22 protein-coding genes are annotated in these 22765 nt (G+C 65.8%); 14 read left to right on the forward strand and 8 right to left on the reverse strand.

Annotated elements, in window-relative coordinates; all coding sequences use genetic code 11:
- Positions 1 to 51: 51 nt before the first annotated feature.
- From KHY18_RS07025 to KHY18_RS07050, 6 genes are read left to right on the forward strand one after another with little or no spacing between them, the layout of a single operon-like run.
- Positions 52 to 1386 carry a homoserine dehydrogenase gene (locus KHY18_RS07025; RefSeq protein ID WP_213296476.1) on the forward strand — a complete coding sequence of 445 codons (1335 nt, stop codon included), beginning with the start codon at positions 52 to 54 and terminating at the stop codon, positions 1384 to 1386.
- Between the two features lie 11 nt (positions 1387 to 1397).
- Positions 1398 to 2822 carry a threonine synthase gene (gene thrC, locus KHY18_RS07030; protein ID WP_213296491.1) on the forward strand — a complete coding sequence of 475 codons (1425 nt, stop codon included), beginning with the start codon at positions 1398 to 1400 and terminating at the stop codon, positions 2820 to 2822.
- Between the two features lie 37 nt (positions 2823 to 2859).
- Entirely contained in the window at positions 2860 to 3405 is a 546-nt protein-coding gene (gene mobB, locus KHY18_RS07035) for a molybdopterin-guanine dinucleotide biosynthesis protein B (RefSeq protein ID WP_213296494.1), read from the forward strand.
- A gap of 8 nt (positions 3406 to 3413) precedes the next feature.
- On the forward strand, positions 3414 to 4634 hold the full coding sequence (locus KHY18_RS07040) for a molybdopterin molybdotransferase MoeA (protein WP_213296497.1): 1221 nt from the start codon (positions 3414 to 3416) through the stop codon (positions 4632 to 4634).
- On the forward strand, positions 4631 to 4894 hold the full coding sequence (moaD, locus tag KHY18_RS07045; RefSeq protein WP_213296500.1) for a molybdopterin converting factor subunit 1: 264 nt from the start codon (positions 4631 to 4633) through the stop codon (positions 4892 to 4894). The genes KHY18_RS07040 and moaD overlap by 4 nt, the downstream gene beginning before the upstream one ends.
- A 2-nt stretch (positions 4895 to 4896) precedes the next feature.
- A complete protein-coding gene (locus KHY18_RS07050) occupies positions 4897 to 5214 on the forward strand; it encodes a recombinase family protein (RefSeq protein ID WP_213296503.1) in 318 nt (105 codons plus the stop codon).
- A gap of 7 nt (positions 5215 to 5221) precedes the next feature.
- On the opposite strand, the gene KHY18_RS07055 is transcribed toward KHY18_RS07050, so the two are convergent.
- Both KHY18_RS07055 and KHY18_RS07060 read right to left on the reverse strand, forming a co-directional pair.
- Entirely contained in the window at positions 5222 to 5557 is a 336-nt protein-coding gene (locus tag KHY18_RS07055) for a hypothetical protein (protein WP_213296506.1), read from the reverse strand.
- A 4-nt stretch (positions 5558 to 5561) separates the two neighbouring features.
- Positions 5562 to 5816: a hypothetical protein gene (locus KHY18_RS07060; protein WP_213296509.1), complete on the reverse strand. Its 255-nt coding sequence runs from the start codon at positions 5814 to 5816 to the stop codon at positions 5562 to 5564.
- A gap of 70 nt (positions 5817 to 5886) precedes the next feature.
- On the opposite strand from KHY18_RS07060, the gene KHY18_RS07065 reads away from it, so the two are divergent.
- The 7 genes from KHY18_RS07065 to KHY18_RS07095 all read left to right on the forward strand — a co-directional run bounded on the left by KHY18_RS07065 (position 5887) and on the right by KHY18_RS07095 (position 13305).
- On the forward strand, positions 5887 to 6117 hold the full coding sequence (locus tag KHY18_RS07065; RefSeq protein ID WP_213296524.1) for a hypothetical protein: 231 nt from the start codon (positions 5887 to 5889) through the stop codon (positions 6115 to 6117).
- Positions 6114 to 6599 (forward strand): molybdenum cofactor biosynthesis protein MoaE, encoded by a 486-nt coding sequence (locus KHY18_RS07070; RefSeq protein WP_213296550.1) that lies wholly within the window; start codon positions 6114 to 6116, stop codon positions 6597 to 6599. The genes KHY18_RS07065 and KHY18_RS07070 overlap by 4 nt, the downstream gene beginning before the upstream one ends.
- A gap of 113 nt (positions 6600 to 6712) precedes the next feature.
- Entirely contained in the window at positions 6713 to 9322 is a 2610-nt protein-coding gene (clpB, locus tag KHY18_RS07075) for an ATP-dependent chaperone ClpB (RefSeq protein ID WP_213296553.1), read from the forward strand.
- Positions 9323 to 9365: 43 nt separating this feature from the next.
- A complete protein-coding gene (locus KHY18_RS07080; RefSeq protein ID WP_502768434.1) occupies positions 9366 to 9710 on the forward strand; it encodes a hypothetical protein in 345 nt (114 codons plus the stop codon).
- Between the two features lie 159 nt (positions 9711 to 9869).
- Entirely contained in the window at positions 9870 to 11309 is a 1440-nt protein-coding gene (locus KHY18_RS07085) for a coniferyl aldehyde dehydrogenase (protein WP_213296617.1), read from the forward strand.
- A 275-nt stretch (positions 11310 to 11584) separates the two neighbouring features.
- Positions 11585 to 12106: a GNAT family N-acetyltransferase gene (locus KHY18_RS07090; protein ID WP_159914499.1), complete on the forward strand. Its 522-nt coding sequence runs from the start codon at positions 11585 to 11587 to the stop codon at positions 12104 to 12106.
- 8 nt (positions 12107 to 12114) lie between these two features.
- Positions 12115 to 13305, forward strand: a complete 1191-nt coding sequence (locus tag KHY18_RS07095; protein ID WP_213296620.1) for a methyltransferase — start codon at positions 12115 to 12117, stop codon at positions 13303 to 13305.
- A 57-nt stretch (positions 13306 to 13362) separates the two neighbouring features.
- Here KHY18_RS07095 and KHY18_RS07100 read toward each other — a convergent pair whose 3' ends face one another.
- On the reverse strand, positions 13363 to 13893 hold the full coding sequence (locus KHY18_RS07100) for a hypothetical protein (protein WP_213296636.1): 531 nt from the start codon (positions 13891 to 13893) through the stop codon (positions 13363 to 13365).
- Positions 13894 to 14076: 183 nt separating this feature from the next.
- Here KHY18_RS07100 and KHY18_RS07105 point away from each other — a divergent pair, with 183 nt between their 5' ends.
- The gene (locus tag KHY18_RS07105; RefSeq protein WP_213296639.1) at positions 14077 to 15048 is read left to right on the forward strand and encodes a tRNA dihydrouridine synthase; all 972 of its coding nucleotides are present in this window, start codon (positions 14077 to 14079) and stop codon (positions 15046 to 15048) included.
- Between the two features lie 12 nt (positions 15049 to 15060).
- On the opposite strand, the gene KHY18_RS07110 is transcribed toward KHY18_RS07105, so the two are convergent.
- From KHY18_RS07110 to KHY18_RS07130, 5 genes are all read right to left on the reverse strand, one after another.
- Positions 15061 to 16923 carry a phospholipase D family protein gene (locus KHY18_RS07110; RefSeq protein WP_213296641.1) on the reverse strand — a complete coding sequence of 621 codons (1863 nt, stop codon included), beginning with the start codon at positions 16921 to 16923 and terminating at the stop codon, positions 15061 to 15063.
- Between the two features lie 115 nt (positions 16924 to 17038).
- A complete protein-coding gene (locus tag KHY18_RS07115) occupies positions 17039 to 17668 on the reverse strand; it encodes a riboflavin synthase (RefSeq protein ID WP_213296644.1) in 630 nt (209 codons plus the stop codon).
- A 34-nt stretch (positions 17669 to 17702) separates the two neighbouring features.
- Positions 17703 to 18812 carry a bifunctional diaminohydroxyphosphoribosylaminopyrimidine deaminase/5-amino-6-(5-phosphoribosylamino)uracil reductase RibD gene (gene ribD, locus KHY18_RS07120; RefSeq protein ID WP_213296672.1) on the reverse strand — a complete coding sequence of 370 codons (1110 nt, stop codon included), beginning with the start codon at positions 18810 to 18812 and terminating at the stop codon, positions 17703 to 17705.
- A gap of 44 nt (positions 18813 to 18856) precedes the next feature.
- Positions 18857 to 19297 (reverse strand): type IV pilin protein, encoded by a 441-nt coding sequence (locus tag KHY18_RS07125; RefSeq protein WP_213296675.1) that lies wholly within the window; start codon positions 19295 to 19297, stop codon positions 18857 to 18859.
- Between the two features lie 32 nt (positions 19298 to 19329).
- Positions 19330 to 22764, reverse strand: coding sequence for a PilC/PilY family type IV pilus protein (locus tag KHY18_RS07130; RefSeq protein ID WP_213296678.1), 3435 nt, complete (start codon positions 22762 to 22764; stop codon positions 19330 to 19332).
- Position 22765 lies beyond the last annotated feature (1 nt).

Raw genomic sequence — 22765 nt, forward strand, 5'->3', positions numbered from 1 at the left:
CTGCTTTCCCATTGCTGCGCACCGCAGCGTTTTTTGACTGGCAATTTGTATATGAAACCGATCCAAGTAGGCCTTCTGGGCATTGGCACCGTGGGTAGCGGCACTTTCAACGTGTTGCAGCGCAATCAGGGCGAAATTCGCCGCCGCGCAGGTCGCGGGATTGAAATTACCATGGTGGCCGACTTGGATACCGAGCGCGCAAAGAGCGTGGTCGGCGACGCGGTCCGCGTGGTCGGCGACGCGCGCGAAGTCATTGCCAATCCAGACATCGACGTCGTGGTCGAGCTGATCGGCGGCTACGGCATCGCCAAGCAGCTGGTGCTCGAAGCGATTGCCGCGGGCAAGCATGTGGTCACCGCCAACAAGGCGCTGCTGGCCGTGCACGGCACGGAGATCTTCCAGGCCGCGGCCGACAAGGGCGTGATGGTGGCCTATGAAGCCGCGGTCGCCGGTGGCATTCCCATCATCAAGGCGCTGCGCGAAGGCCTGACCGCCAACTCCATCCAGTGGCTGGCCGGCATCATCAACGGCACGACCAACTTCATCCTGTCCGAAATGCGCGACAAGGGCCTGGACTTCGACGTGGTGCTCAAGGAAGCCCAGCGTCTGGGCTATGCCGAAGCCGACCCCACCTTCGACATCGAAGGCGTGGACGCAGCGCACAAGGTCACGCTGATGAGCGCGATCGCGTTCGGCATCCCCGTGCAGTTCGAGAAGGCCTACATCGAAGGCATCACGGGCCTGGCCGCGGCCGACATCCGCTACGCCGAGCAACTCGGCTACCGCATCAAGCTGCTGGGTATCACCAAGCGCACCGACAAGGGCATCGAGTTGCGCGTCCATCCTTCGCTGGTGCCATCGAAGCGCCTGATCGCGAATGTCGAAGGCGCGATGAACGCGGTGGTGGTGCACGGCGACGCCGTCGGCACCACGCTGTACTACGGCAAGGGCGCGGGCTCCGAGCCCACGGCCAGCGCCGTGATCGCCGACCTGGTCGACATCGCGCGCCTGGCCGATGCCGACGCCGCCCACCGCGTGCCGCCGCTGGCCTTCCAGTCGAACACGCTCGAAGGCGCGATGAGCAGCCTGCCCGTGCTGCCGATGAGCGAAGTCGTGACCAGCTATTACCTGCGTCTGCGCGTGTCCGACGAAGCCGGCGTGCTGGCCAAGGTCACGGGCATCCTGGCCGGCGCCGGCATCAGCATCGATGCCGTGCTGCAGCGCGAAGCCGATGAAATCGGCGGCGAGGGCTCGACCCAGACCGACCTGATCATTCTCACGCACGACACGCGCGAAGGCGACATGGACGCCGCGCTGGTGCAGATCCAGGCGCTGCCCACCGTGCTGGCTCCCATCAACCGCATCCGCAAGGAAGAGCTGAACTGAAGGCCCCGCCCATGCTGTACCTCTCCACCCGTGGTCACCCCGAACGCAAGCGCTTTTGCGACATCCTGCTCGAAGGCCTGGCGCCCGATGGCGGCCTGTACCTGCCGCAAAGCTATCCACAGATCGATGACGCGCTGCTGAGCGAGCTGCGCCGCGTCTACCACGAGCAAGGCTATGCCGAGCTCGCGTTCCGCATCCTGTCGCTGTACATCGACGACATCCCGGCCGACGACCTGCGCGCGCTGTGCGCCAAGACCTATACGGCCGAAGTCTTCGGCACGGGCGAAATCGTTCCGCTGCGCCATGTCGAAGACGGCCTGTGGCTGGAAGCCCTGTCCAATGGCCCGACGCTGGCCTTCAAGGACATGGCCATGCAACTGCTGGGCAACCTGTTCGAATACGAACTCGCGCGCCGCGGCGAAACGCTCAACATCCTGGGCGCGACCAGCGGCGACACCGGCAGCGCGGCCGAGTACGCGATGCGCGGCAAGAAGGGCGTGCGCGTCTTCATGACCAGCCCCCACGGCCGCATGAGCCCGTTCCAGCAGGCGCAGATGTTCAGCCTGCAGGACGAGAACATCCACAACATCGCCATCGACGGCGTGTTCGACGACTGCCAGGACATCGTCAAGGCGGTGTCGAACGACCACGCGTTCAAGGCGCGCTACAAGATCGGCACCGTCAACTCGATCAACTGGGCGCGTCTGCTGGCCCAGGTGGTGTACTACTTCGCGGGTTACCTGCAGGCCACGCAGAGCAATGACCAGAAGGTCAGCTTCGCCGTGCCCAGCGGCAACTTCGGCAATGTCTGCGCGGGCCATGTGGCGCGCCAGATGGGCCTGCCGATCGAAAAGCTCGTGGTCGCGACCAACGAGAACGACGTGCTCGACGAGTTCTTCCGCACCGGCATCTACCGCGTGCGCGGCAGCGCCAATACGTACGAGACTTCGAGCCCGTCGATGGACATCAGCAAGGCCAGCAATTTCGAACGCTTCGTGTTCGACCTGCTGGGCCGCGATGGCGAGCGCACGCGCGCGCTGTTCGACCAGGGCGTGGCACGCGACGGCTTCTTCGATCTGAGCGCCGATCCGCTGTTCGCCGAGGCCGCGACGCGCTACGGTTTCGTCAGCGGCAAGAGCACGCATGCCGATCGCCTGGCGACCATTCGCGATGTCGCCGAACGCTTCGGCATGGTGATCGACACCCATACCGCCGACGGCGTCAAGGTCGCGCGCGACCAGGCGTCCAAGGTGCCCATGATCGTGCTCGAAACCGCGCTGCCGATCAAGTTCGCCGAGACCATTCAAGAAGCGCTGGGCCGCCAGCCCGACCGCCCGGCGAAGTTCATCGGCATCGAAGACCTGCCCAAGCGCGTGCAGCGTCTGCCCGCCGATGTGGAGCAGGTCAAGGCCTATATCGTTCAGCATTGCGACTGAGTGCATCCTTGATGCCAATGTGCATGGAAAGCCGGCCATGAAAGTGGTCGGCTTTGCCGGTTATTCCGGCGCGGGCAAGACCACGCTGGTCGAACAGGTGATTGCCACCTTGCGCCTGCGCGGCCTGCGCGTGTCGGTCGTCAAGCATGCGCACCACCGTTTCGATATCGACCAGCCGGGCAAGGACAGCTGGCGCCACCGCCAGGCCGGCGCCTTCGAGGTGCTGGTGGTTTCCGATCAACGGCTGGCGCTGATGCGCGAGTTCGAAGCGCCGGGCGCGCTCGATATCCATGTCATGCTCGCGGAGTTGGACGCCGGCGTCGACTGGGTGCTGGTCGAAGGCTTCAAGCATGGCGACCTGCCCAAGATCGAAGTCTGGCGTGCGCCTGACGCGGGCGCGCCCGAGCGGCCGCTGCGCTGCACCGAAGACGCCGGCGTGCTGGCGCTGGCCACCGATGATCCCGGACAACTGCCGGCCGCATTGCCCGTGCCGTTGACCCTGCTGGACCTGAACCGACCCGATGCCGTCGCCGACTGGCTGATTGCCGAAGGCGCACGCTTCGAATACCGGTCCCCTGAATGAAAGCTGATATGCGCGACTCCCTGACTTCCCTTGATTCAGCGCTGGCCGCCGTGCTGGCGCAGGCGCGCACGCTGGATGGCAGCGAGCAGGTCAGCACCTTCGACGCCGACGGCCGCGTGCTGCTGGCGCAGGCGGTGTCGCCGCTGCAGGTGCCGCCGCACGACAACAGCGCAATGGACGGTTACGCCGTGCGCAGCAGCGATATCGCCGCCGCGGGCACGCTGCTGCCGGTGTCGCAGCGCATAGCCGCGGGCCAGATGGGCCAGCCGCTCGCGCCCGCGACGGCGGCGCGCATCTTCACCGGCGCGCCGCTGCCCGAAGGCGCGGACGCGGTGGTGATGCAGGAAGACTGCGAAGCCCAGCCCGACGGCAGCGTGCGCGTAAATGCCCCGCCCAAGGCCGGCCAATGGGTGCGGCGCGCGGGCGACGACATCGTGCGCGGCGCCGTGGTGCTCGACGCCGGCACGCGGCTCACGCCCGCCGAACTGGGTCTGGCGGCCAGCATCGGCCTGGCCCAGCTGCAAGTCGCGCGCCGGCCGCGCGTGGCGCTGTTTTCCACGGGCGATGAACTGGTCATGCCCGGCAGCGTGCGCCCCGAAGACATGCCGCCCGGCGCCATCTACAACAGCAATCGTTTCTTTCTGCGCGCCATGCTGCAGCGCCTGGGCTGCGAAGTCACCGACCTGGGCATTGTTCCCGACCAGCGCGAAGCGACGGTCAATGCGCTGCGTGACGCAGCGACTGCGCATGATCTGATCCTCACCAGCGGCGGCGTGTCGGTGGGCGAGGAAGACCATATCAAGCCCGCGGTCGAGCAACTGGGCGAGCTCGGTCTGTGGAAAATCGCCATGAAGCCCGGCAAGCCGTTTGCCTATGGCCGGCTCGGCGCCACGCATTTCATGGGACTGCCGGGCAACCCGGTGTCGAGCTTCGTGACTTTCCTGCTGCTGGTGCGACCGTTTCTCTTGCGCCTGCAGGGCGTGGCCGATGTCGCGCCGCGCAGCATTGCGGCGCGCGCCGATTTCGATTGGCCGCGCGGCGACCGCCGGCGCGAGTTCCTGCGCGTGCGCTACAACGAAGCCGGCGGGCTGGAGCTGTTCCGCAACCAGACCTCGAACCTGCTGACTTCGGCGGCCTGGGGCGACGGCGTGGTCGACAACCCGCCCGAGAACACCATCGCGCGCGGCGATACCGTGCGCTTCCTGTCCTTTGCGGAGCTGATGGCATGAGCACCCCGATCACGGTCACCGTGCGTTATTTCGCGTCCATTCGGGAAGCGCTGGGCACGGGCTCCGAAACCTGTTGCACGGCCGCGGCCACGTTAGGTGCGCTGCGCGACGAACTGATCGCGCGCGGCGGCGCCGCAGCGCAGGCGCTGGCACGCGGCAAGGCGGTGCGCATGGCGCACAACCAGGTGCTCAGCGACGAGTCCGCGCCTTTGGCCGCAGGCGACGAAGTCGCGTTCTTTCCACCCGTGACCGGAGGCTGAGCATGACCAAGGAGTCTTCGACACCGCTTTCGGTCAGCGAGCGCACGCGCGCCGCGCTGGCCGACGCCAAGGCGCGCGGCGTGGTGCTGGGCAGCGCGGGTTCGCGCAATCTGCAGGCGACGCTCGAAAAGCGCACGCAGACGGCCGATGCGTTTGCGCGCGAGGTGCAGCCGCTGTTTGCCGAGTTTCAGGCGCAAGGCTTGACTCACCGCGCCATGGCTGCCGAGCTCAACCGCCGCGGCATTGCGGCGGCGCGTGGTGGCGAGTGGACGCACGGTCAGGTGCAGAGAATGCTCAACAGGCTTGCGGATTCGGTCTGACGACCGCTCAACCCTGGACGCTGCCGCCTTCGGCCTCTCCCAGCGCCGGGCACTTCCACTCCAGCAGCTCCGCGAGCCGCTGCACCACCCAGCCGGCCTCGGCGGCGCTCAGCAGCGTGTCGTCGACGCGCAGCGCGGCATGCATGCCCTGGAGCACGCCGGATTCGGAGGGCGCTTCGCGGTGATAGAGGATTTGCGCCTGCTCGACCAGATGGCTGGCCAGGTCTTCGCAGAATTCATAGCGCGCCAGCACTTCGGCCAGGGGCGTGCGCACGCGGCCGCTGCGGTCGGCGTAAAGCGCGGCAAAGCTCGGCGCCACGGTCAGTTGGTTGCCTTCGGACATGGGCTCAATCGGGCGTGAAGTTCTTCTCGAAATGGATGGCGTCGTCGACCTGCTCGAAAGTCGCGAGCTGCCCCATCTTCATGTCCTTGATGCGGCAGGCCGCGAACAGGCTGTACTTGCCCTTGAAGTCGAAGCTGGGCAGATCGATCAGCGCGTAGGGGTAGGGAACGAAGACTTCATACTCGAAGACCACGCGGTGTTCATTGCGCGGCGACGGGAAAAGCTTGTAGTGACTGGTGGTGATTGCGAGAGAGGCCATGGTCTGAAGGTTACAGTGCGAGTCAATGCTAACGAAAATGGCATTGCCGTTTTGACTATGAGAGGGCGCCATGGCGCACAACAAGAATGAATGGGCCAACAAAGTGTTTGGCCTGATACGCGCCGGCAATGCCGGCGCAGCCCACGCGCAGATCAAGGTGGCGCCCACGGTGGGTGATCTCCAGCGTCTGCAGGCCCTGGTGGTCGGCTTGCCGAACACCAAGGAGAACCGCCAGCTGGCCACCGTGGTGGAAGAGGAACTGGCGCTATTGTCGGCCCCGCGGCTGCACCGTGCGCCATGAAGGATATGGCGGCGGTGCATATCGCCGTGCAGCCCCAGGATTTTGACGCCAGCGCCGAGCTCGCCGCGCTGCGCGCCGCCGATGCGCGCGTGGGCGCGGTCTGCTGCTTTGTCGGCTGCGTGCGCGACCGCAACGACGGCGACGCCGTGGCGTCGATGGAACTCGAGCATTATCCCGGCATGACCGAGGCATCGATTGCGGCCATCGTCGAGCAGGCGATGGCGCGCTTTGGCATTTTTGGCGCGCGCGTGATTCACCGCGTGGGCCTGCTCCAGCCCCTGGACCAGATCGTGCTGGTGGCTGTGAGCGCGGCCCACCGCGGCGCGTCGTTCGAGGCCTGCGAGTTCATCATGGACTATCTCAAGACCCAGGCGCCGTTCTGGAAGAAGGAGCAGACGCCGCAGGGCGCGCGCTGGGTCGACGCACGCAGCGCCGACGACGCCGCGCTCGCGCGCTGGACGCCTGCAGCGGACGGCGGCTGAACTGTCCGCAGCGGGCGTGGTCGGGCCTTTGTCTGGCAGCTGGACGCGGCGGTTTTGGCTTGAAATAGAGGGGATCTCCCCCACCTGTGGAGCAATTCGGAGGTATTTCACCCATGCGTATAGACAAACTGACGACAAAATTCCAGGAAGCCCTGTCCGAGGCCCAGACGCTTGCGCTGGGCAGCGATCATTCGAACATCGACCCCTTGCACCTGCTGCTGGCGCTGCTGCAACAGGATGACGGCCCGCGCTCGCTGCTTTCGCGCGCGGGCGCCAATGTCAGCGCCTTGCAGACCGCGACGCAAAAAGCCGTGGACGACCTGCCCAAGGTGCAGGTGCAGGACCAGGTGCAGGTCGGCTCCGACCTGGGCCGGCTGCTGCAGGCCACCGAAAAGGAAGCGCTCAAGCGCGGTGACCAGTTCATCGCCAGCGAGCTGTTTCTGCTCGCGCTCAGCGACAGCAACACGCGCGCCGGTCAGCTGCTCAAGCAGCACGGCCTGTCGCGCAAGAGCCTGGAGTCGGCGATCGAAGCCGTGCGCGGCGGCAACAGCGTCGACAACGCCGAAGCCGAAGGCCAGCGCGAAGCCCTCAAGAAATACACGCTCGACCTGACCGAGCGCGCGCGCAGCGGCAAGCTCGACCCGGTGATCGGCCGCGACGAGGAAATCCGCCGTGCGATCCAGGTGCTGCAACGCCGCACCAAGAACAATCCCGTGCTGATCGGCGAGCCCGGCGTGGGCAAGACCGCCATCGTCGAAGGCCTGGCCCAGCGCATCCTGGCCGGCGAAGTGCCCGAAAGCCTCAAGAACAAGCGCGTGCTGTCGCTCGACATGGCAGGCCTGCTCGCGGGCGCCAAGTACCGCGGCGACTTCGAGGAACGGCTCAAGGCCGTGCTCAAGGAACTCAGCCAGGAAGAGGGCCGGGTCATCCTGTTCATCGATGAAATCCACACCATGGTCGGCGCGGGCAAGGCCGACGGCGCGATGGATGCGGGCAACATGCTCAAGCCGGCGCTGGCGCGCGGCGAGCTGCACTGCATAGGCGCGACCACGCTCGATGAATACCGCAAGTACATCGAGAAGGATGCGGCGCTCGAACGGCGCTTCCAGAAGGTGCTGGTCAACGAGCCCAGCGTCGAGGACACGATTGCCATTCTGCGCGGCCTGCAGGTCAAGTACGAAGCGCATCATGGCGTGGACATCACCGACCCGGCGATCGTCGCCGCGGCCGAGCTGAGCCATCGCTACATCACCGACCGCTTCCTGCCCGACAAGGCCATCGACCTGATCGACGAGGCCGCGGCCAAGATCAAGATCGAAATCGATTCCAAGCCCGAAGTGCTGGACCGGCTCGACCGGCGCATGATCCAGCTCAAGATCGAGCGCGAAGCGATGAAGAAGGAAAAGGACGAGGCCTCGCAAAAGCGCCTGTCGCTGATCGAGGAAGAGCTCGAGAATCTGGAGCGCGAGTACGCCGATCTGGAAGATATCTGGAAGAGCGAGAAAGCCAGCGCCCAGGGTTCGGAGCAGATCCGCAAGGACGTGGACCAGATCCGCATCCAGATCGAGGAACTCAAGCGCAAGGGCGACTTCAACAAGGTCGCCGAGCTGCAATATGGCAGGCTGCCCGCGCTGGAGCAGCAGCTCAAGGAAGCGCAGGACCATGAAGACGGCGTGGGTGCGAGCGGTGCGCCCGCGCACCGGTTGCTGCGCACGCAGGTCGGCGCCGAGGAAATCGCCGAAGTCGTGAGCCGCGCCACGGGCATTCCCGTGGCCAAGATGATGCAGGGCGAGAAAGACAAGCTGCTGAAGATGGAAGACAAGCTGCACGAGCGCGTGGTCGGCCAGGAAGAGGCGATTGCCGCCGTGGCCAACGCGATCCGGCGCTCGCGCTCGGGGCTGTCCGATCCCAACCGTCCCACCGGTTCGTTCCTGTTCCTGGGCCCCACGGGCGTGGGCAAGACCGAGCTGTGCAAGGCGCTCGCGGGCTTCCTGTTCGACAGCGAAGACCATCTGATTCGCGTCGACATGAGCGAATTCATGGAAAAGCACTCGGTCGCGCGCCTGATCGGCGCACCGCCAGGCTATGTGGGCTACGAGGAAGGCGGCTACCTGACGGAAGCCGTGCGCCGCAAGCCCTACAGCGTGCTGCTGCTCGACGAGGTGGAAAAAGCCCATCCCGACGTGTTCAATGTGCTGCTGCAGGTGCTCGACGACGGCCGCCTCACGGACGGCCAGGGCCGCACCGTGGATTTCAAGAACACCGTCATCGTGATGACCAGCAATATCGGCTCGCCGCTGATCCAGGCCATGGCCGGTGAAGACGCGAGCGACATCAAGGATGCGGTGTGGGGGGAACTAAAAAACCATTTCCGACCCGAATTCTTGAACCGCATCGACGAAACTGTGGTGTTCCATGCGCTGGATGCGAAAAATATCGCATCGATTGCACGGATCCAGCTGCAGTTGCTCGAGAAGCGTCTGGCGAAAATGGACCTCGTGCTCGAGGTTTCGCCCCAGGCTGTGGACGAGCTGGCCAAGGTCGGCTTCGATCCGGTGTTCGGTGCGCGTCCGCTCAAACGGGCGATACAGCAGCGCATCGAGAACCCGCTGTCGCGCTTGCTGCTCGAAGGGCGTTTTCCGCCAAAGAGCGTGATCGCGGTGCAGGTGGATCCGGTGCTCGAGCCGGGCGTATTCCAATTTACATTGGCTGACCGGGAGTAAACCTCCTGGTCGGCGAGAAAGGGGCCTCACTTTGAATGAATTCGTGACTCTGGTGCTTCGCTGGTCGGTGCGCATTTTCCTGCTCATCGCCGCGACCGTGTTCTTCCTCAGCCTGTTGGCTGCGGCCAGCTTGCTGGCGCTGGTCTGGGGCGCGCGCGCTCTCTGGGCCAAGCTCACAGGTCGACCGGTCACTCCGTGGGTCATGGGCGTGAGCCCGGGTGCGGCCTGGAGTACCGTCTACCGTTCGCGCAGCACCTGGACGGCGGCGGGCGCCGCGGCACCCGCCGCGGACACCGCTGCCGACAGCCTGCGCCACCGCGGCGGCATTCTGCGCGGCAACGACGATGTCGTCGACGTGCAGCCGCGCGAGATCAGGAACACGCCCTGAGCCGCTGACGCGGCCTGGTCCACGCAGGTGCGCGGGCCGCGGCTTTTTCCTTGCATCCCGTGGTGCAGGGGAGGCCGCCTGAGCGTTCTGCCCGGTGCTCCCAATTTTGGGGCGCAGCGATGATGTCTTTGGCTACTGTTTTTGTGAGCGCGCATTTTGATGATCCCTGCCGATCTCCATCGTTTGTTCGAGGCCCAGCACCAGGCCAGTCGTAGCCAGGTCGAGGTACCGTTGCTGGTGCGGCGCGAGCGCCTGCTGCGCATTCGCAAGATGCTCGACGAACATGGGGCGGTGCTCGCTGCCGCGGTGCAGGCCGATTTCGGCATGCGCTCGCCGCGCCTGACCGAGGTGGCCGATTTCTTCGTGCTGCGCAACCTGCTCAACCAGTGCCTGCGCAAGCTGGCGCGCTGGATGCGGCCGCAGCGCGTGCACACCCCCTTGTACCTGCGGCCGGCGCGCGCGCGCATAGAGCGCCAGCCGCTGGGCGTGGTCGGCGTGATCTCGCCCTGGAACTACCCGGTGCAGCTCGCGCTGGCGCCGGCGATCACGGCGCTGGCCGCGGGCAACCGCGTGATGCTCAAGCCCAGCGAACTCACTCCCCATACGTCGGCCCAGCTCGCGGCGCTGGTCGACCAGTTCTTTTCGCCCGACGAGTTTTGCGTGGTGCAGGGCGATGCGAGCATCGCGACCCAGTTCTCCGGCCTGCCGTTCGACCACCTGGTGTTCACCGGGTCGACGGCCGTGGGCCGGCGCGTGGCCCAGGCCGCGGCCGTGCACCTGACTCCCACGACACTTGAGCTGGGCGGCAAATCGCCCTGTTTGATTGCGCAGGATTGCGACCTTGCCGATGCCGCGCTGAAGATCGCCCACGGCAAGCTGCTCAATGCGGGCCAGACCTGCATCGCGCCCGACTATGTGCTGCTGCCGCGCGGGCGCGAACAGGCGTTTGCCCAGGCCTACCGCGCTGCCGTCGCAAGGCTTTACCCGACCATCATCGGCAACCCCGATTACGCGTCCATCCTGACCAAGCGCCATCTGGCGCGGCTGCGCCAGATGCTGCGCCAGGCGCAGTCGCTGGGCGCGCGCGTCGACGTGATGGGGCCGGCCCAGGCCCAGCCCGGCGAAGCCGCCGCGAGTCTGTGGAGCGACGCCGCCGAGCGGCAGATGCCGCCCGCGCTGGTGTTCGGCGCGACCTCGGAAATGCAGCTGATGCAGGAAGAAATCTTCGGTCCCATCCTGCCCGTGATCACTTACGAGCGCCTCGATGACGTGGTCGCGGCGCTCAATGCCGGACCCCGGCCATTGGCCCTATACTGGTTCGGCAGCGATGAAAATGTCCGGGACGGTATACTCCGGCGAACTGTCAGCGGCGGGGTGACGGTCAACGACACCCTGATGCACATAGCGCACGACAACCTGCCGTTTGGCGGGGTTGGCGACAGCGGCTGGGGGGCGTACCATGGAGAGCAAGGCTTTTTGCGGTTCAGCCACCAGAAGTCGGTGTTGCTGCAGTCGCGCTGGTCCATGGGAGCGTTGTTCTATCCTCCCTACGGGCCTCGGCTTGACCGGGTGATGGGGCTGCTCCGGCGCTGGTTATAGCGCCTGTACAGCCTGCGTCATCTGCAGGAGTTCAGGCCCGAGCAAGGCATTTTTTGTCTCCATCCATCGAACGTTGAAGCCTGTCCGGGTTGGTCAGGCCGACGCCGGTGTTTGCCTGTTTTGCAGGCGTTATCACATCGGCTTTGGCAGGGCAAGGCAATCAAGACAGCCGTACTTGCGTGAATGGCTACACATTCGCGCCAGTAGGCGAAAAAACGTTTGCGGCGACAATTCCGCTTTTCCCCATTTTCACCTGTTTTCGTTTCGGTATTTCCATGTCCAGTTTCCAGGTTCGTCCCGCCACGCTTCGCGATGCCAAGGCCATTGCACAGATCCATACCGCTTCCGCTACGGAGGCATACCGAGGGCTGGTTCCTGACGATCAGTTGAAATCCATGTCGTCGGTTGAAAAGCGCCAGGCGTACTGGCGTGAAGCCATTGAATATTGTGAGCCCCAGGTCCAGGTCGCCATCGATGGCGACAAGATCGTGGGCTTTGTCGGCTTCGATCGCTCGCGCGATGAGAAGTCCCGTCCTACCACCGGCGAGATCTGGGCCATTTACGCGGCCCCCTCGCATTGGGGCCAAGGCGTGGGTGTGACCCTCTGGGACGCAGCCCGCGACGGCCTGGCCGAAGAAGGCTGCACCAATGTCACCGCCTGGGTGCCGCTGCGCAATGAACGCGCCTTGCGCTTCCACGAAATGGCCGGTTTCAAGCGCGAAATGTCGACCGCCAAGACTGCTGTCATTGGTGGTATCAAGATTGAAGAAGTGCGCCTCAAGCGCCCATTGAACTGAAAGCTCCGATGCTGCATTGGCATGAAAAAAACAAGGAGCGCAGCGCTGTCTGGCGCTCCGAAAGTGGTCTCGCGGCACCCCGCAAGGTGGTCATTGCCGACGACACCCTGTCTGCCGATGCGGCCCATCGTCTGGCCTGTGAAGGAACCTCGCTGCTGTGGCGTGGCGACTTCCAGAACGCGCGTCTGCTGCTGCAGGCGCTGATGCGTCGCCAGGAGCGCGATCCGCGCAAGTCGTCGGCCAAGGCCAGGCACCAGAAGCGCCAGGCCGCGCAAAAGCAGGAAATCCTGCCCGAAGAGACTTTTCCGCATGCGTTCCACCTGCACCGTCAGGCGCAGGCCCAGCGCGCGCGCGTGCTGTCGAGCATTCTGATCGAGCTGCAACCCGATTACGTGATCAGCCTGCGCCGTGCGCCTGATCTGCGCCAGCCCATCATCGAAGGCTGGGGTGAGCCCGGCAAGCTCGACCAGACCATCGTCACGCCGCTGCGTGAACTGCTGGGCCTGGTGGGTGCGCACGAGTGGCGCAAGAAGGGCGTCGAAGTCGAAGCCCTGGGCATTGCACCGAACAACCGCATCCATCCGCACTACGCGGTGTTCTCGCCGGTGCGCGCCGAGTATGTCGGCCTGGTCGCCGAAGCGCCGCTGCCGCCGGGCGCACAGACGCTGGCCTATGACATCGGTGTCGGTACGGGCGTGCTCACGGCCGTGCTGTCGCGCCGCGGTGTCAAGCGCATCGTCGCCACCGACATGTCGCCGCGCGCCATCGACTGCGCGCGCCAGAACCTGCAGACGCTGGGCTGCCTGAACAAGGTCGAACTGCTGCAGACCGATCTGTTCCCCGCAGGCCGTGCGCCGCTGGTGGTCTGCAACCCACCTTGGGTGCCAGCCAAGCCCAGCTCGGCGCTCGAGCACGCGATCTACGATCAGGACAGCAAGATGCTGCGCGGATTCCTCAGCGGCGTCGCCGAGCATTTGACGCTCGACGGCGAAGCCTGGCTGATCCTGTCGGATCTGGCCGAGCACCTGGGACTGCGCAGCCGCGAAGAGCTGACCGGCTGGATCGATGCCGCCGGCCTCAAGGTGGTTGGTCGTCTCGACGCCAAGGCTCAGCATGGCAAGGTGGCGGACACCACCGATGCGCTGCACGCTGCGCGCGCCGCCGAAGTCACCACGCTGTGGCGTCTTGCCGTGCGTTGATTCACTGCCTGCATGCCATCCGCAAAGCCGGGGTTCCCATGGGAGCCCCGGCTTTTTTCATGGTGCTTGATCATGCGATTCCAGGCTCCAGTCAGGAACGAGATGGGTGAGCTGCTGGCTCAGCTGCAGCGCGCGTTGCGCGCCCGCATGTTCGGCGACGGCGCTGAGCATTGCGTCGCAGACGCCGCGCAGGCCTTGCTCGTCGCGCGCTTCGCGCAAGGCCTGGCGCAACTGATCGGCGAGCGCCTGCTGGCGATTCGCGAACAGCCGCTCGACCATGTCGAACAGATACATGCGTGTGCCGGCCAGCGTCATCGCTGGCGCCGCGGCGGGCTCGGCCGGCCTCGGTGGCTCGGGCATGGCTGCGGGCTCGAGCGCCGGCAGGGCCATCTCCATGGCGCGGGATTCCAGATAGCCGGATTCCAGCAACTGGGTCACCAGGGCTTCGCCCTGGCCGTGGTACATCTGTGCGAGCTGAATGTACGGCGTGCCTTCGGCGAGCAGCAGCAACGAGCGCTGGCGCAGGTTCAGACTGCGCGAGCCGGGTGCCAGTTCCTGTTGGGCTTTGGTCGTCTTGTACAGCAGCATGGGCAGACCATCAATCCGAGAAACGCTGATTGCACTCCATGCAGATGACGCGGTTGTGACGTGCGGCGCGCCGGGGCATAGGCGCTGGCGCGACAATGCGGGTCAAATCAGTGTGACTGTGGAAATTTCTATGATGAATCGGGTGAGAGGGCTGTGCCAGGCTCTGGTGCGCAGGGTGGAACGATGAAGCTATTGCTTGCGCCCATGGAAGGGCTGCTGGATTTTGTGCTGCGCGATGTGCTGACGCGTGTCGGCGGCGCCGATCGCTGCGTGAGCGAGTTCATTCGCATCACGGGCAGCGTGCTGCCCGACAAGGTGTATTTGCGCACCATGCCCGAGTTGCGCAACGGCAGCCGCACGCTGGCCGGCGTGCCGGTGCGCGCCCAGCTGCTGGGCTCGGACCCCGAAAGCCTGGCCGAAAATGCCGCCAACCTTGCGCGGCTGGGCCCCGAAGGCATAGACCTCAATTTCGGCTGCCCGGCCAAGGTCGTCAATCGCCACGGCGGCGGTGCGGCCTTGCTGCAGGACCCCGAACATATCGCGCGCGTGGTGGGCGCGGTGCGCGCCGCCGTGCCTGCCCATCTGCCGGTATCGGCCAAGATGCGCCTGGGCTTCAACGACACCGGGCTGATGCGCGAATGCGCGCAGGCCATGGCCCAGGGCGGGGCCTGCGAAATCGTCGTGCATGCACGCACCAAGCTCGATGGCTACCGGCCGCCGGCATACTGGGAGCTGATTCCGCGCATACGCGAAGCCGTTGACGTGCCGGTGATCGCCAACGGCGAAATCTGGACCGTGGAAGAAGCGCTGCGCTGCCGCGCGCAGTCGGGCTGCGATGACTTGATGCTGGGCCGGGGCATTGTGGCCGACCCGGGCCTGGCGCTGGCCATACGCGCCGCGGTCGAAGGGCCGCAGGCCCAGGCGGCGCTGGTCGAAGTCAGCTGGGCGTCGCTGCTGCCGCAGATCGCGCGGTTCTGGGAAATGGTCTGCGAAGACCTGGAGCCGCGCCAGCGCGCGGGCCGGCTCAAGCAATGGCTCAACCTGCTGCGCCGGCGTTATCCCGAAGCCGAAATCGCGTTCCAGGAAGTGCGCGTGCAGACCGACCAGAGCGACATCTCGCGCTGGGTGGAAGACCTGCCGAATCGCTGGGGCTAGGCCTGGCCCGCGTCACAGCAGGTGATCGGGCGCCAGCGGCCCCAGCAACTTGAGCATCCAGCGCAGCGGCAGGCTCGCGTCGGGCTCGGAGTGCGCGTCCTCGAGGCCGCTGCCCTGAGGGGCGCGCCACAGCAGGCGGTCGTCGTCGGTCAGCACCACATTCCAGGCGCTTTCGGCCAGACCGGCTTCGATGTTCTCGGTGGCCACGCGCCCCAAGGCCTGGCTGGCGATCAGCAAGGCAATCTCGGTGTTGTGCAGTTGCGAGCGCATGTCGAGATTCATGGAGCCGACCGCGACCAGACCGCCGTCGATGACCAGCAGCTTGGAGTGCAGCATGGCGCGCGAGGCGCCGGCGCCGCTGCCTGACGACAGACTGTCGCGCAGGCCCGCGCGCTCGCTGCGCATTTCGTAGAGTTGCACGCCCATGGCGAGCAGCTCCTTGCGATGGCGCGCATAGCCCGCATGGGCCACGGGAGCGTCATTGGATGCCAGGGAATTGGTCAGCACGCGCACGCGCACGCCGCGTTTGCGCGCCGCGGCGAATGCCTGCTTCATGTCGTCGCCGGGAACGAAGTAGGGCGAGACCACAAGCAGGTCGCGGCGTGCCTGGCGAATCAAGGTCAGCAGGCCATCGACCACGGTATCGGCCTGCAGGCCTACGGCCGCCAGGCTGCCGCCCGAGCGCACGGCCATGGTGCCCGTGCCGGGCCGCAGGCCCGGGGCTTGCGCGCTGGTCGCCGCCGCTGTTTCGGGCGGGTCCTGGGCGCGGTCGGGCTGGCTGGCGGCCGTTGCCGCCGCAGCGGCGCTTGCGGCCGTAGGGGTAGGGCCTTCGCCTTCGAGCGCGATCTTGGTCGGCTTGTCGGCCAGCACCGCGGCCCTGGCCCAGACCCAGGGCGCCTGGTCCAGATCCATCGGCGTCTGGTCCCAGATGGTCGAAGACGGTTTGTCGGCGGGCGCCGCCTCGGCCGAGGACAGCAGGCTGTCGCCAGTTTCGCCCGCAGGCACGGCCGCCGCTGCCACACTTCCGTTCGGCAGCTTGGCCTGCGCGGCTTTGCGCGCCGCGGCCTGCTCCGACGTTTCCATGCGTTCGAGTTCCTCGCGGCTGATCAACGCTTGCACGGGATAGGCGCGCTGGTTGTTCCAGTAGCTGTCGAAGCTGCGCGACAGGTCTTGCACGATGGGGCCGGCGGCCATCACGTCCAGATCGATGAAGTTGCCGCTGTCGTCCTGGTCGAAATAGGCATCGCCCAGGTTGCGTCCGCCCGCGATGCCGATCACGTTGTCGGCGAGAAACAGCTTGTTGTGCATGCGCTGTTGCGCGCGGTGAAAGTCGGTCAGCGTGCTGAGCGCACGGAGCATCGTGGAATTGCGGGGTCCGGGTACCGGATTGAACAGCCGCATTTCGATGTTCGGCACATAGGCCAGGCGCAGCACCTGGGCGTTGCTGCCCACGCTGTGGAAGTCATCGAGCAGGATGCGCACGCGCACGCCGCGTTCGGCGGCCGTGACCAGGCCGCGCAGCAGGCGACCCGAACTCGCATCGGCATGGATGGCGTAGTACTGCAGATCCAGCGTTTTTTGCGCGCCTTCGATCAGTGCCAGGCGGCTGCCATAGGCCGCTGGCGCGCCGGCAAGCAGCATGAAGGCCGAGGGGTGGCGTGCCTTGTCGGCCGCATGCCGCTGGCGCACCCATTGCCCGAGCGCGGTCTGCGCGGGCTGTTCCCAGGCCTGGGACACGGGGCGGACCACATCCTGGGGAAGACTGCCGCAGGCACTCAGGCCCAGGGTCAGCAGCACGGTGCACAAGGCCCCGCGCCAGCGCAGGCTCCTGGCACGGGGGCGCTTGTCCAGCCGGTATTCGGGGGCAGTAGGCATAAGGAGAGGAGCAGCTGAGGTGGGATGGAGGGCTGGCTTCACGCCGGCCCCGCTGCCCTAGGTATAGCTGGAGTTGCCAGGCTTTCTTGTAAGACAAGGCTGGCTTGCGCGAGGATCAGGCGCTGGGAGCGGGCCGGTCCATCATCCGGCCTACATAGCGCGCAATCAGGTCGATCTCCAGATTGACCAGAGAATCCGCGGCGAGCACGCCCAGCGCGGTGTTTTCGACGGTGTGCGGAATCAGGTTGATGCTCAGCTCGCAGCCGTCGGCCTGATCGCGCACCTGGTTGACGGTGAGGCTCACGCCGTTGACGGTGATCGAGCCCTTGTAGGCCACATAGCGCGCGAGTTCGGCCGGCGCATGAATGCGCAGTTCCCAGCTTTCGCCCAGCGGCGCGAAGTGGGTCACGCGTCCCAGGCCGTCGACATGGCCCGACACCAGATGGCCGCCGAGACGGTCATGGGCCTGCAAGGCCTTTTCGAGGTTGATAGGGCCGGTCTGCGCCAGGCCCGAAGTCTTGTCCAGCGATTCCGCCGAGATGTCGACTGTGAACGTGTGCGTGGACTTGTCGAACGTGGTGACGGTCATGCAGGCGCCGTTGAGCGCGATGCTGTCGCCCAGGCCGACATCGTCGAGGTAGCCCGCGGGCGTTTCAATGACCAGGCGCTTGCCGTGGGCCGGAGTGTCGCCAAGCGACTGCACGGCGGCAATGCGCCCCATGCCGGTGATGATTCCAGTAAACATGTGCTTGATTGTGGCAGTAGGGGAAAGACAAGGTTCAGAATGCGGGCCGCTGCGCAAAACGTGCGAGCACGCGGATATCCGGGCCCACGCTGGTGACATCGTGGAATGCGAGTTCCGGTCCTTCGGCCAGCGCCGTCAGCGGACCGATGTGGCCGATGCCGCGGCCCGAGCCCAGCAGTTTGGGCGCGAGGTACAGCAGCAGTTCGTCGATCAGCCCTTCGCGCAGCAGCGAGCCGTTGAGCTGGAAGCCGGCTTCGACATGCAGCTCGTTGATGGCGCGCCGGCCCAGGTCGCGCAGCATGGCCGCGAGGTCGACCTTGCCATGGGCGTTGGGCAGGCGAATGACGATCGCTCCCAGTGCCTGCAGGGCTTCGGTCTTGGCCGCGCTGTCGCTGGCGGTGTAGATGTAGCAGTTGCGACCCGGCACGAACAGCTTGGCGTCCAGTGGCGTCTGCAGCCGGCTGTCGACGATCACCACATGCGGCTGGCGCGCAGTCTCGATGCCGCGCACGTCCAGGCGCGGGTTGTCCTGCAGCACCGTGCCAATGCCCGTGAGCACGGCGCAGGCCCGGGCGCGCCAGGCGTGGCCGTCGGCACGCGCTTCGGGCGAAGTGATCCATTGGCTTTGCCCATTGGCCAGCGCCGTGGTGCCGTCGAGCGAGGCCGCGGCTTTCATGCGCACCCATGGAGTCTTGCGCACCATGCGGCTCAGAAAGCCGATGTTCAGTTCGCGCGCTTCGTTCGCGCCGGCGCCGACTTCGACGTGCACGCCCGCGGCGCGCAGCCGCGCAAAGCCCTGGCCCGCGACCAGCGGGTTAGGGTCTTCGAGCGCGGCCACGACCCGGCCTATGCCGGCCGCGACCAGCGCGTCGCAGCAGGGGCCGGTGCGGCCCTGGTGGGCGCAGGGCTCCAGCGTCACATAGGCGGTCGCGCCGCGCACATCGTTGCCCAGCGCCGCGGCATGGCGCATCGCCATGACTTCGGCATGGGGGCCGCCTACCGGCTGGGTATGGCCCTGACCGACAACGGTGCGGCCGTCGGGCGCGACGATCACGCAGCCGACGCGCGGGTTGGGGTTGCTGGAGTAGAGCGCCTGAGCGGCTTGCGCCAGCGCTTGTTGCATAAAGTCAGGAGTGGCCGTCATGTGGCCGCCATCCTAGCGCACAAGCGCCAGGGCTTGCCGCGTGCTCAGCGGTTCCAGCAGTCGGCGGAGGTGGTACCCGATTTCATACCGGTGTTGTTGCGCTCGCCATTTTGTGCCAGCGTGAACGTACCGCATTTGTCGCCGGTCTGGGCATTTTGCGGCGTGGCGGTCAGCACAAAGGCGACGTTGGTGCTGTCGGCCGCCGGCAAGGCAATCGCGTAGCGGTTGGACGGCACGCTGCGCAGCCCGGAGGGAAAGAAATTCGCATTGTTGGTGTTGGCGGCGGTCGGGTACACGCCCGAAACCGTTGCGGCGCGTTCCATCCACTGCGCGGCCTGCAACAGGCCGGCCTTGGCTTCGGAGCGTGCACCGCGGCGCATGTATTCCTGGTAGCTGGGAATGGCGACGGCCGTCAGGATGCCGACCAAAGCCACCACGATCAACATTTCGATCAACGTGAAGCCGCGAGAGGAAGCAGGTCGCATGAATCTGGCCTTTCTGAAGGGCTGGCGCTGCATCAGCGCAACTGGCGCCAACTGGGGCGCAGCGGTTGTTCGGGCAGCTTGCTGAACGAATCGACGATGTTGTCGGAGCCGGTGCGGATTTCCTTGTTCTGGTTGCTGGACTTGCTTTCCTTGACCGAAGCCGTCATGCGCGAGGTGCCCTTGTCCGTGGTGCTGTTGTAGATGCCGTCGCCGTTGGTGTCCATGAGCTGCACGCTGGGCTTGCGTCCGTCCATGATGTTGATGAAAGTGCGGAACACCTTGGGCAAGGTGGCCGGCGGCGAGCAGCTTTCCTCGAGCACGCTGCTGCCCGAGCCCGGCACTTCGGTCAGCACTTCCAGGATATTGCTGCCGTCGTAGAACGAAGGGCTGCTGAGCAGGCGTTCTCCGGTCACCGGCAGATGCAGGTACCAGCCCTTGCGCGCATTGGTGCCCGAGAACGCGACCGTGTTCTGGCTCACCGTGTAGAAGGTGCGCGCGCTGCTGCTTCCCGTGCCGGGAATCGCGACGTTGGAGATGGTCTGCTGCACTAGATTGGACCAGCCTGTGCCCACGGGCTGGACCACGCCCTTGGCCGAGTCGACGGCGAGCTTGCCGTCGACGAACTTGTAGACCGTGCTGTCGAGCACCGAGTAGATGGACTGCACCGACGTGTCGGTGCGGTCACCTTCGGTGACGTTGCGGCCGGTGCCGAACGCGACCATCAGACCCAGGCCGTCGCGGTCGTTGAGCTTGACCACGGGCGCGGCGGTGATGGGTTGCACGCTGCTCGAATTTCCCGAGGTGTAGACCGCCGAATACAGCGGACGGCTGCTGAACGCCGTGTTCCACTGTCCCGGGTCGGCGGAGCCGATGTCGAACTTCCACAGATTGCCGCGCAGGTCGCCCGCATAGACGATGTCGGGCGTGCCGTTGCCGTCGATATCCACCAGGCGCGGCGCCGACAGGCCGTTGCTGGCCGCGTTGTCGCCGGTCGTTGCGGCCACGATGGTCTTGAGTTCCTTGGTGCCATCGAGGTACTGGATCAGCAGTACGGGGCGCTCGTTGCGGCTGTTGTAGCCGTTGCCCATGATCACCGCCCAGCGGCCATTGTTCAGGCGCACGACCTGGGTGGATTTCTGCGGGTTGTTGTCCTCGACGACGGGCGCGGCGAAGATGTGGCCGATGTCGGCGGCATCGCCCGTGGCGGCATCTCCGGCGACGGCGGTCTTGTCCATGACCACCAGGCTCGCCGCATTGGCCGTGGAGAAATTGCTGGCCACCGCCGTGGTGCCCGTGGGCGCGGTGCTGCCAGGCGTGGTGATGTCGAGCACGAAATAGCCCTTGCCGCCTGCGCCCAGCGTGCCGACCAGCATGCTGCGCCAGTTGGGCGTGCCGCTCGATCCGATATCGACATCGCCGCTGAACGGCGAGCCGTCCACGTAGTAGCGGTGGGTATAGCCGGACGTGGCCAGGTCCTTGAGGTTGGCGACCACGCCTTTGGGCACATAGGCGATCTTTTCCGCGCCATTGAGGGCCGAGAAGCCATGCAGCATGCCGTCGTTGCCTCCGACATAGACCATGGGTATGCGTGCGGCCTGCTTGGCGGCGAAAGCGCGATAGCCGTCATTGGTAAGGTTGCTCACGGGTGGGCCCACGTACCACAGCGCCGAATTGACGATGTCGCCCTGGCGTGACTTGCGCACGCGCACGGTGCCTGTGCCTTCGGTGCTGCGGTCGCCGCGCAGGAAGTTGACGCGTGCCGTTGCGGTCGCGTCGGTTTCGGCCACGGTGAGCTTGATCGCGGCTTTCTGCGCAGTGCCCAGATTCGCCCAGGTAAATGACACGGGCGCTTCGGCGTTGTTGGTCGCGGTCGCTGTCGCGGTGGTGAGGATCAGCCGGTTCGTGATGTCGCCGGCGCTCAGGGCATCGAGCTTGTCGGCGGTCGTCATGGCATTGGCGGGTGCGGCCACGCCGGCCTTGACGCCCCAGAGGGTGTTGGGCGTCACGGCCGCCGTGCCCTGGGCCAGCGTGTCGGAGCGCACATAGCCGGTCCAGCCGTCGGCGTTGTAACCCGATGAGTATTGCGAGGTGCCGGTGCGGGTCACCGATGAGGAAGCGCTGGTGAAACTCGTGATCGGCGTGGAAGTGTCTTCGACAATGTTGCTGACGATGTCCTTGAAGGCCTTGGTCAGCTCGTCTGCCGTGGGCGCGGGCGTGAACTTGCCGCGGCCGTTGAGCGCCGCATGCCACAGCTCGATGCGCCGGCCGTTGTCCTTGGCGGTTGCGCCATAGCCGGTGCTGCCGTCGCAGGCGCTGTTGCCGCTGCCGGTGTTGCCGCTGCCGCACAACGGCGAAGGCCAGGTGAGGTCGCCGGTGACCAGGCGGTTGAGTTCGCCGGAGTAGCTGTCGCTGCCAAATGTCGGGCTGCCGGTCCATGCCGAGGCTCCCGCACCGAAACCGATGGTGTAGGTCGTCATGTGCTGCCAGGTCGCGGGGTTGTTCCTGGGATTCCAGAACTGCGGCAGTGTCGTCGTCTTGAGGCTGCTGCCCGAGCCTGACGTAAAGGTTTCCTCGCCGCTTTTCTTGATCAGCGGCTTGATTTCGTTGGCGATGCCGGGCTGCAGGTCGGTGGCCCAGTAGTGGAAAGCCAGATCGGACAGCGTGTTGAGACCGTACGTGGTCTTGGTGACGTCCTTGCAAAACAGCAGCAGCGTGCACTCGCGTTCGACGGTGGTGGTGGTGTTGAAGCCCCAGTCGTCCTTGTAGATGCGCGAGGTCGCTGCCGTCGGACTGTAGGCGGTGCTGCCGTCGCCCAAGGTGATCGCGGTATTGTCGATGTTGCCTATGTTGTTGATGGCTTGGTAGGCCGGCAGGTCGCGGTCGCCGTCTACGTGCTGCGCAACGGTTGCCGTGCCGCTGTTCCAGGCGCCGTCGGTCATGAAAATATGGTACGAGCGCCGGCAGCTGATCAGCGGCGCTTCCTTGGTGCCGGGGTCGGAGGCCCAGGGGCTGTTGATGCCCAGATCGGTGCGCTTGAGGTAGTCGCCCGCATTCCTGACCATGCGATGCGAAGGCGTGCCGCCCGCAGGCGTGAGCGTCTCTACCCAGCTCAGGAAGTTCGTCCGGTGCGTGCCCTTGAGGCTCTTGAGCGCGTTCTTGCAGTTCGTCGTGTTGAGCGGAATGGTGTCGCAATCGCTGTTCATCGACTGCCAGCTCAGGCGTATCAGGCCGTCGGCGACATTCTCCGGCGCAAACGTCTGGCGCAGCGCGGCCTTGAGCGTGTTGATGCCCGAGGTTCCCATGCTTCCCGAGTCATCGACCGACACAATGACGTTGGGGGCGGGCTCGCGGCTTGCGGTGCCCGCGGGATATTGCACCAGGCCCAGTTGCGCGGCCAGCGCGGGCGCCCCGTGCAATGCGGCGCCTGCCAGCAGGACGGCGCCTTGCAAAAGGGATGTCTTGTTCATA

Source organism: Acidovorax sp. CCYZU-2555 (assembly GCF_018413525.1).
Lineage (GTDB): Bacteria > Pseudomonadota > Gammaproteobacteria > Burkholderiales > Burkholderiaceae_C > Comamonas.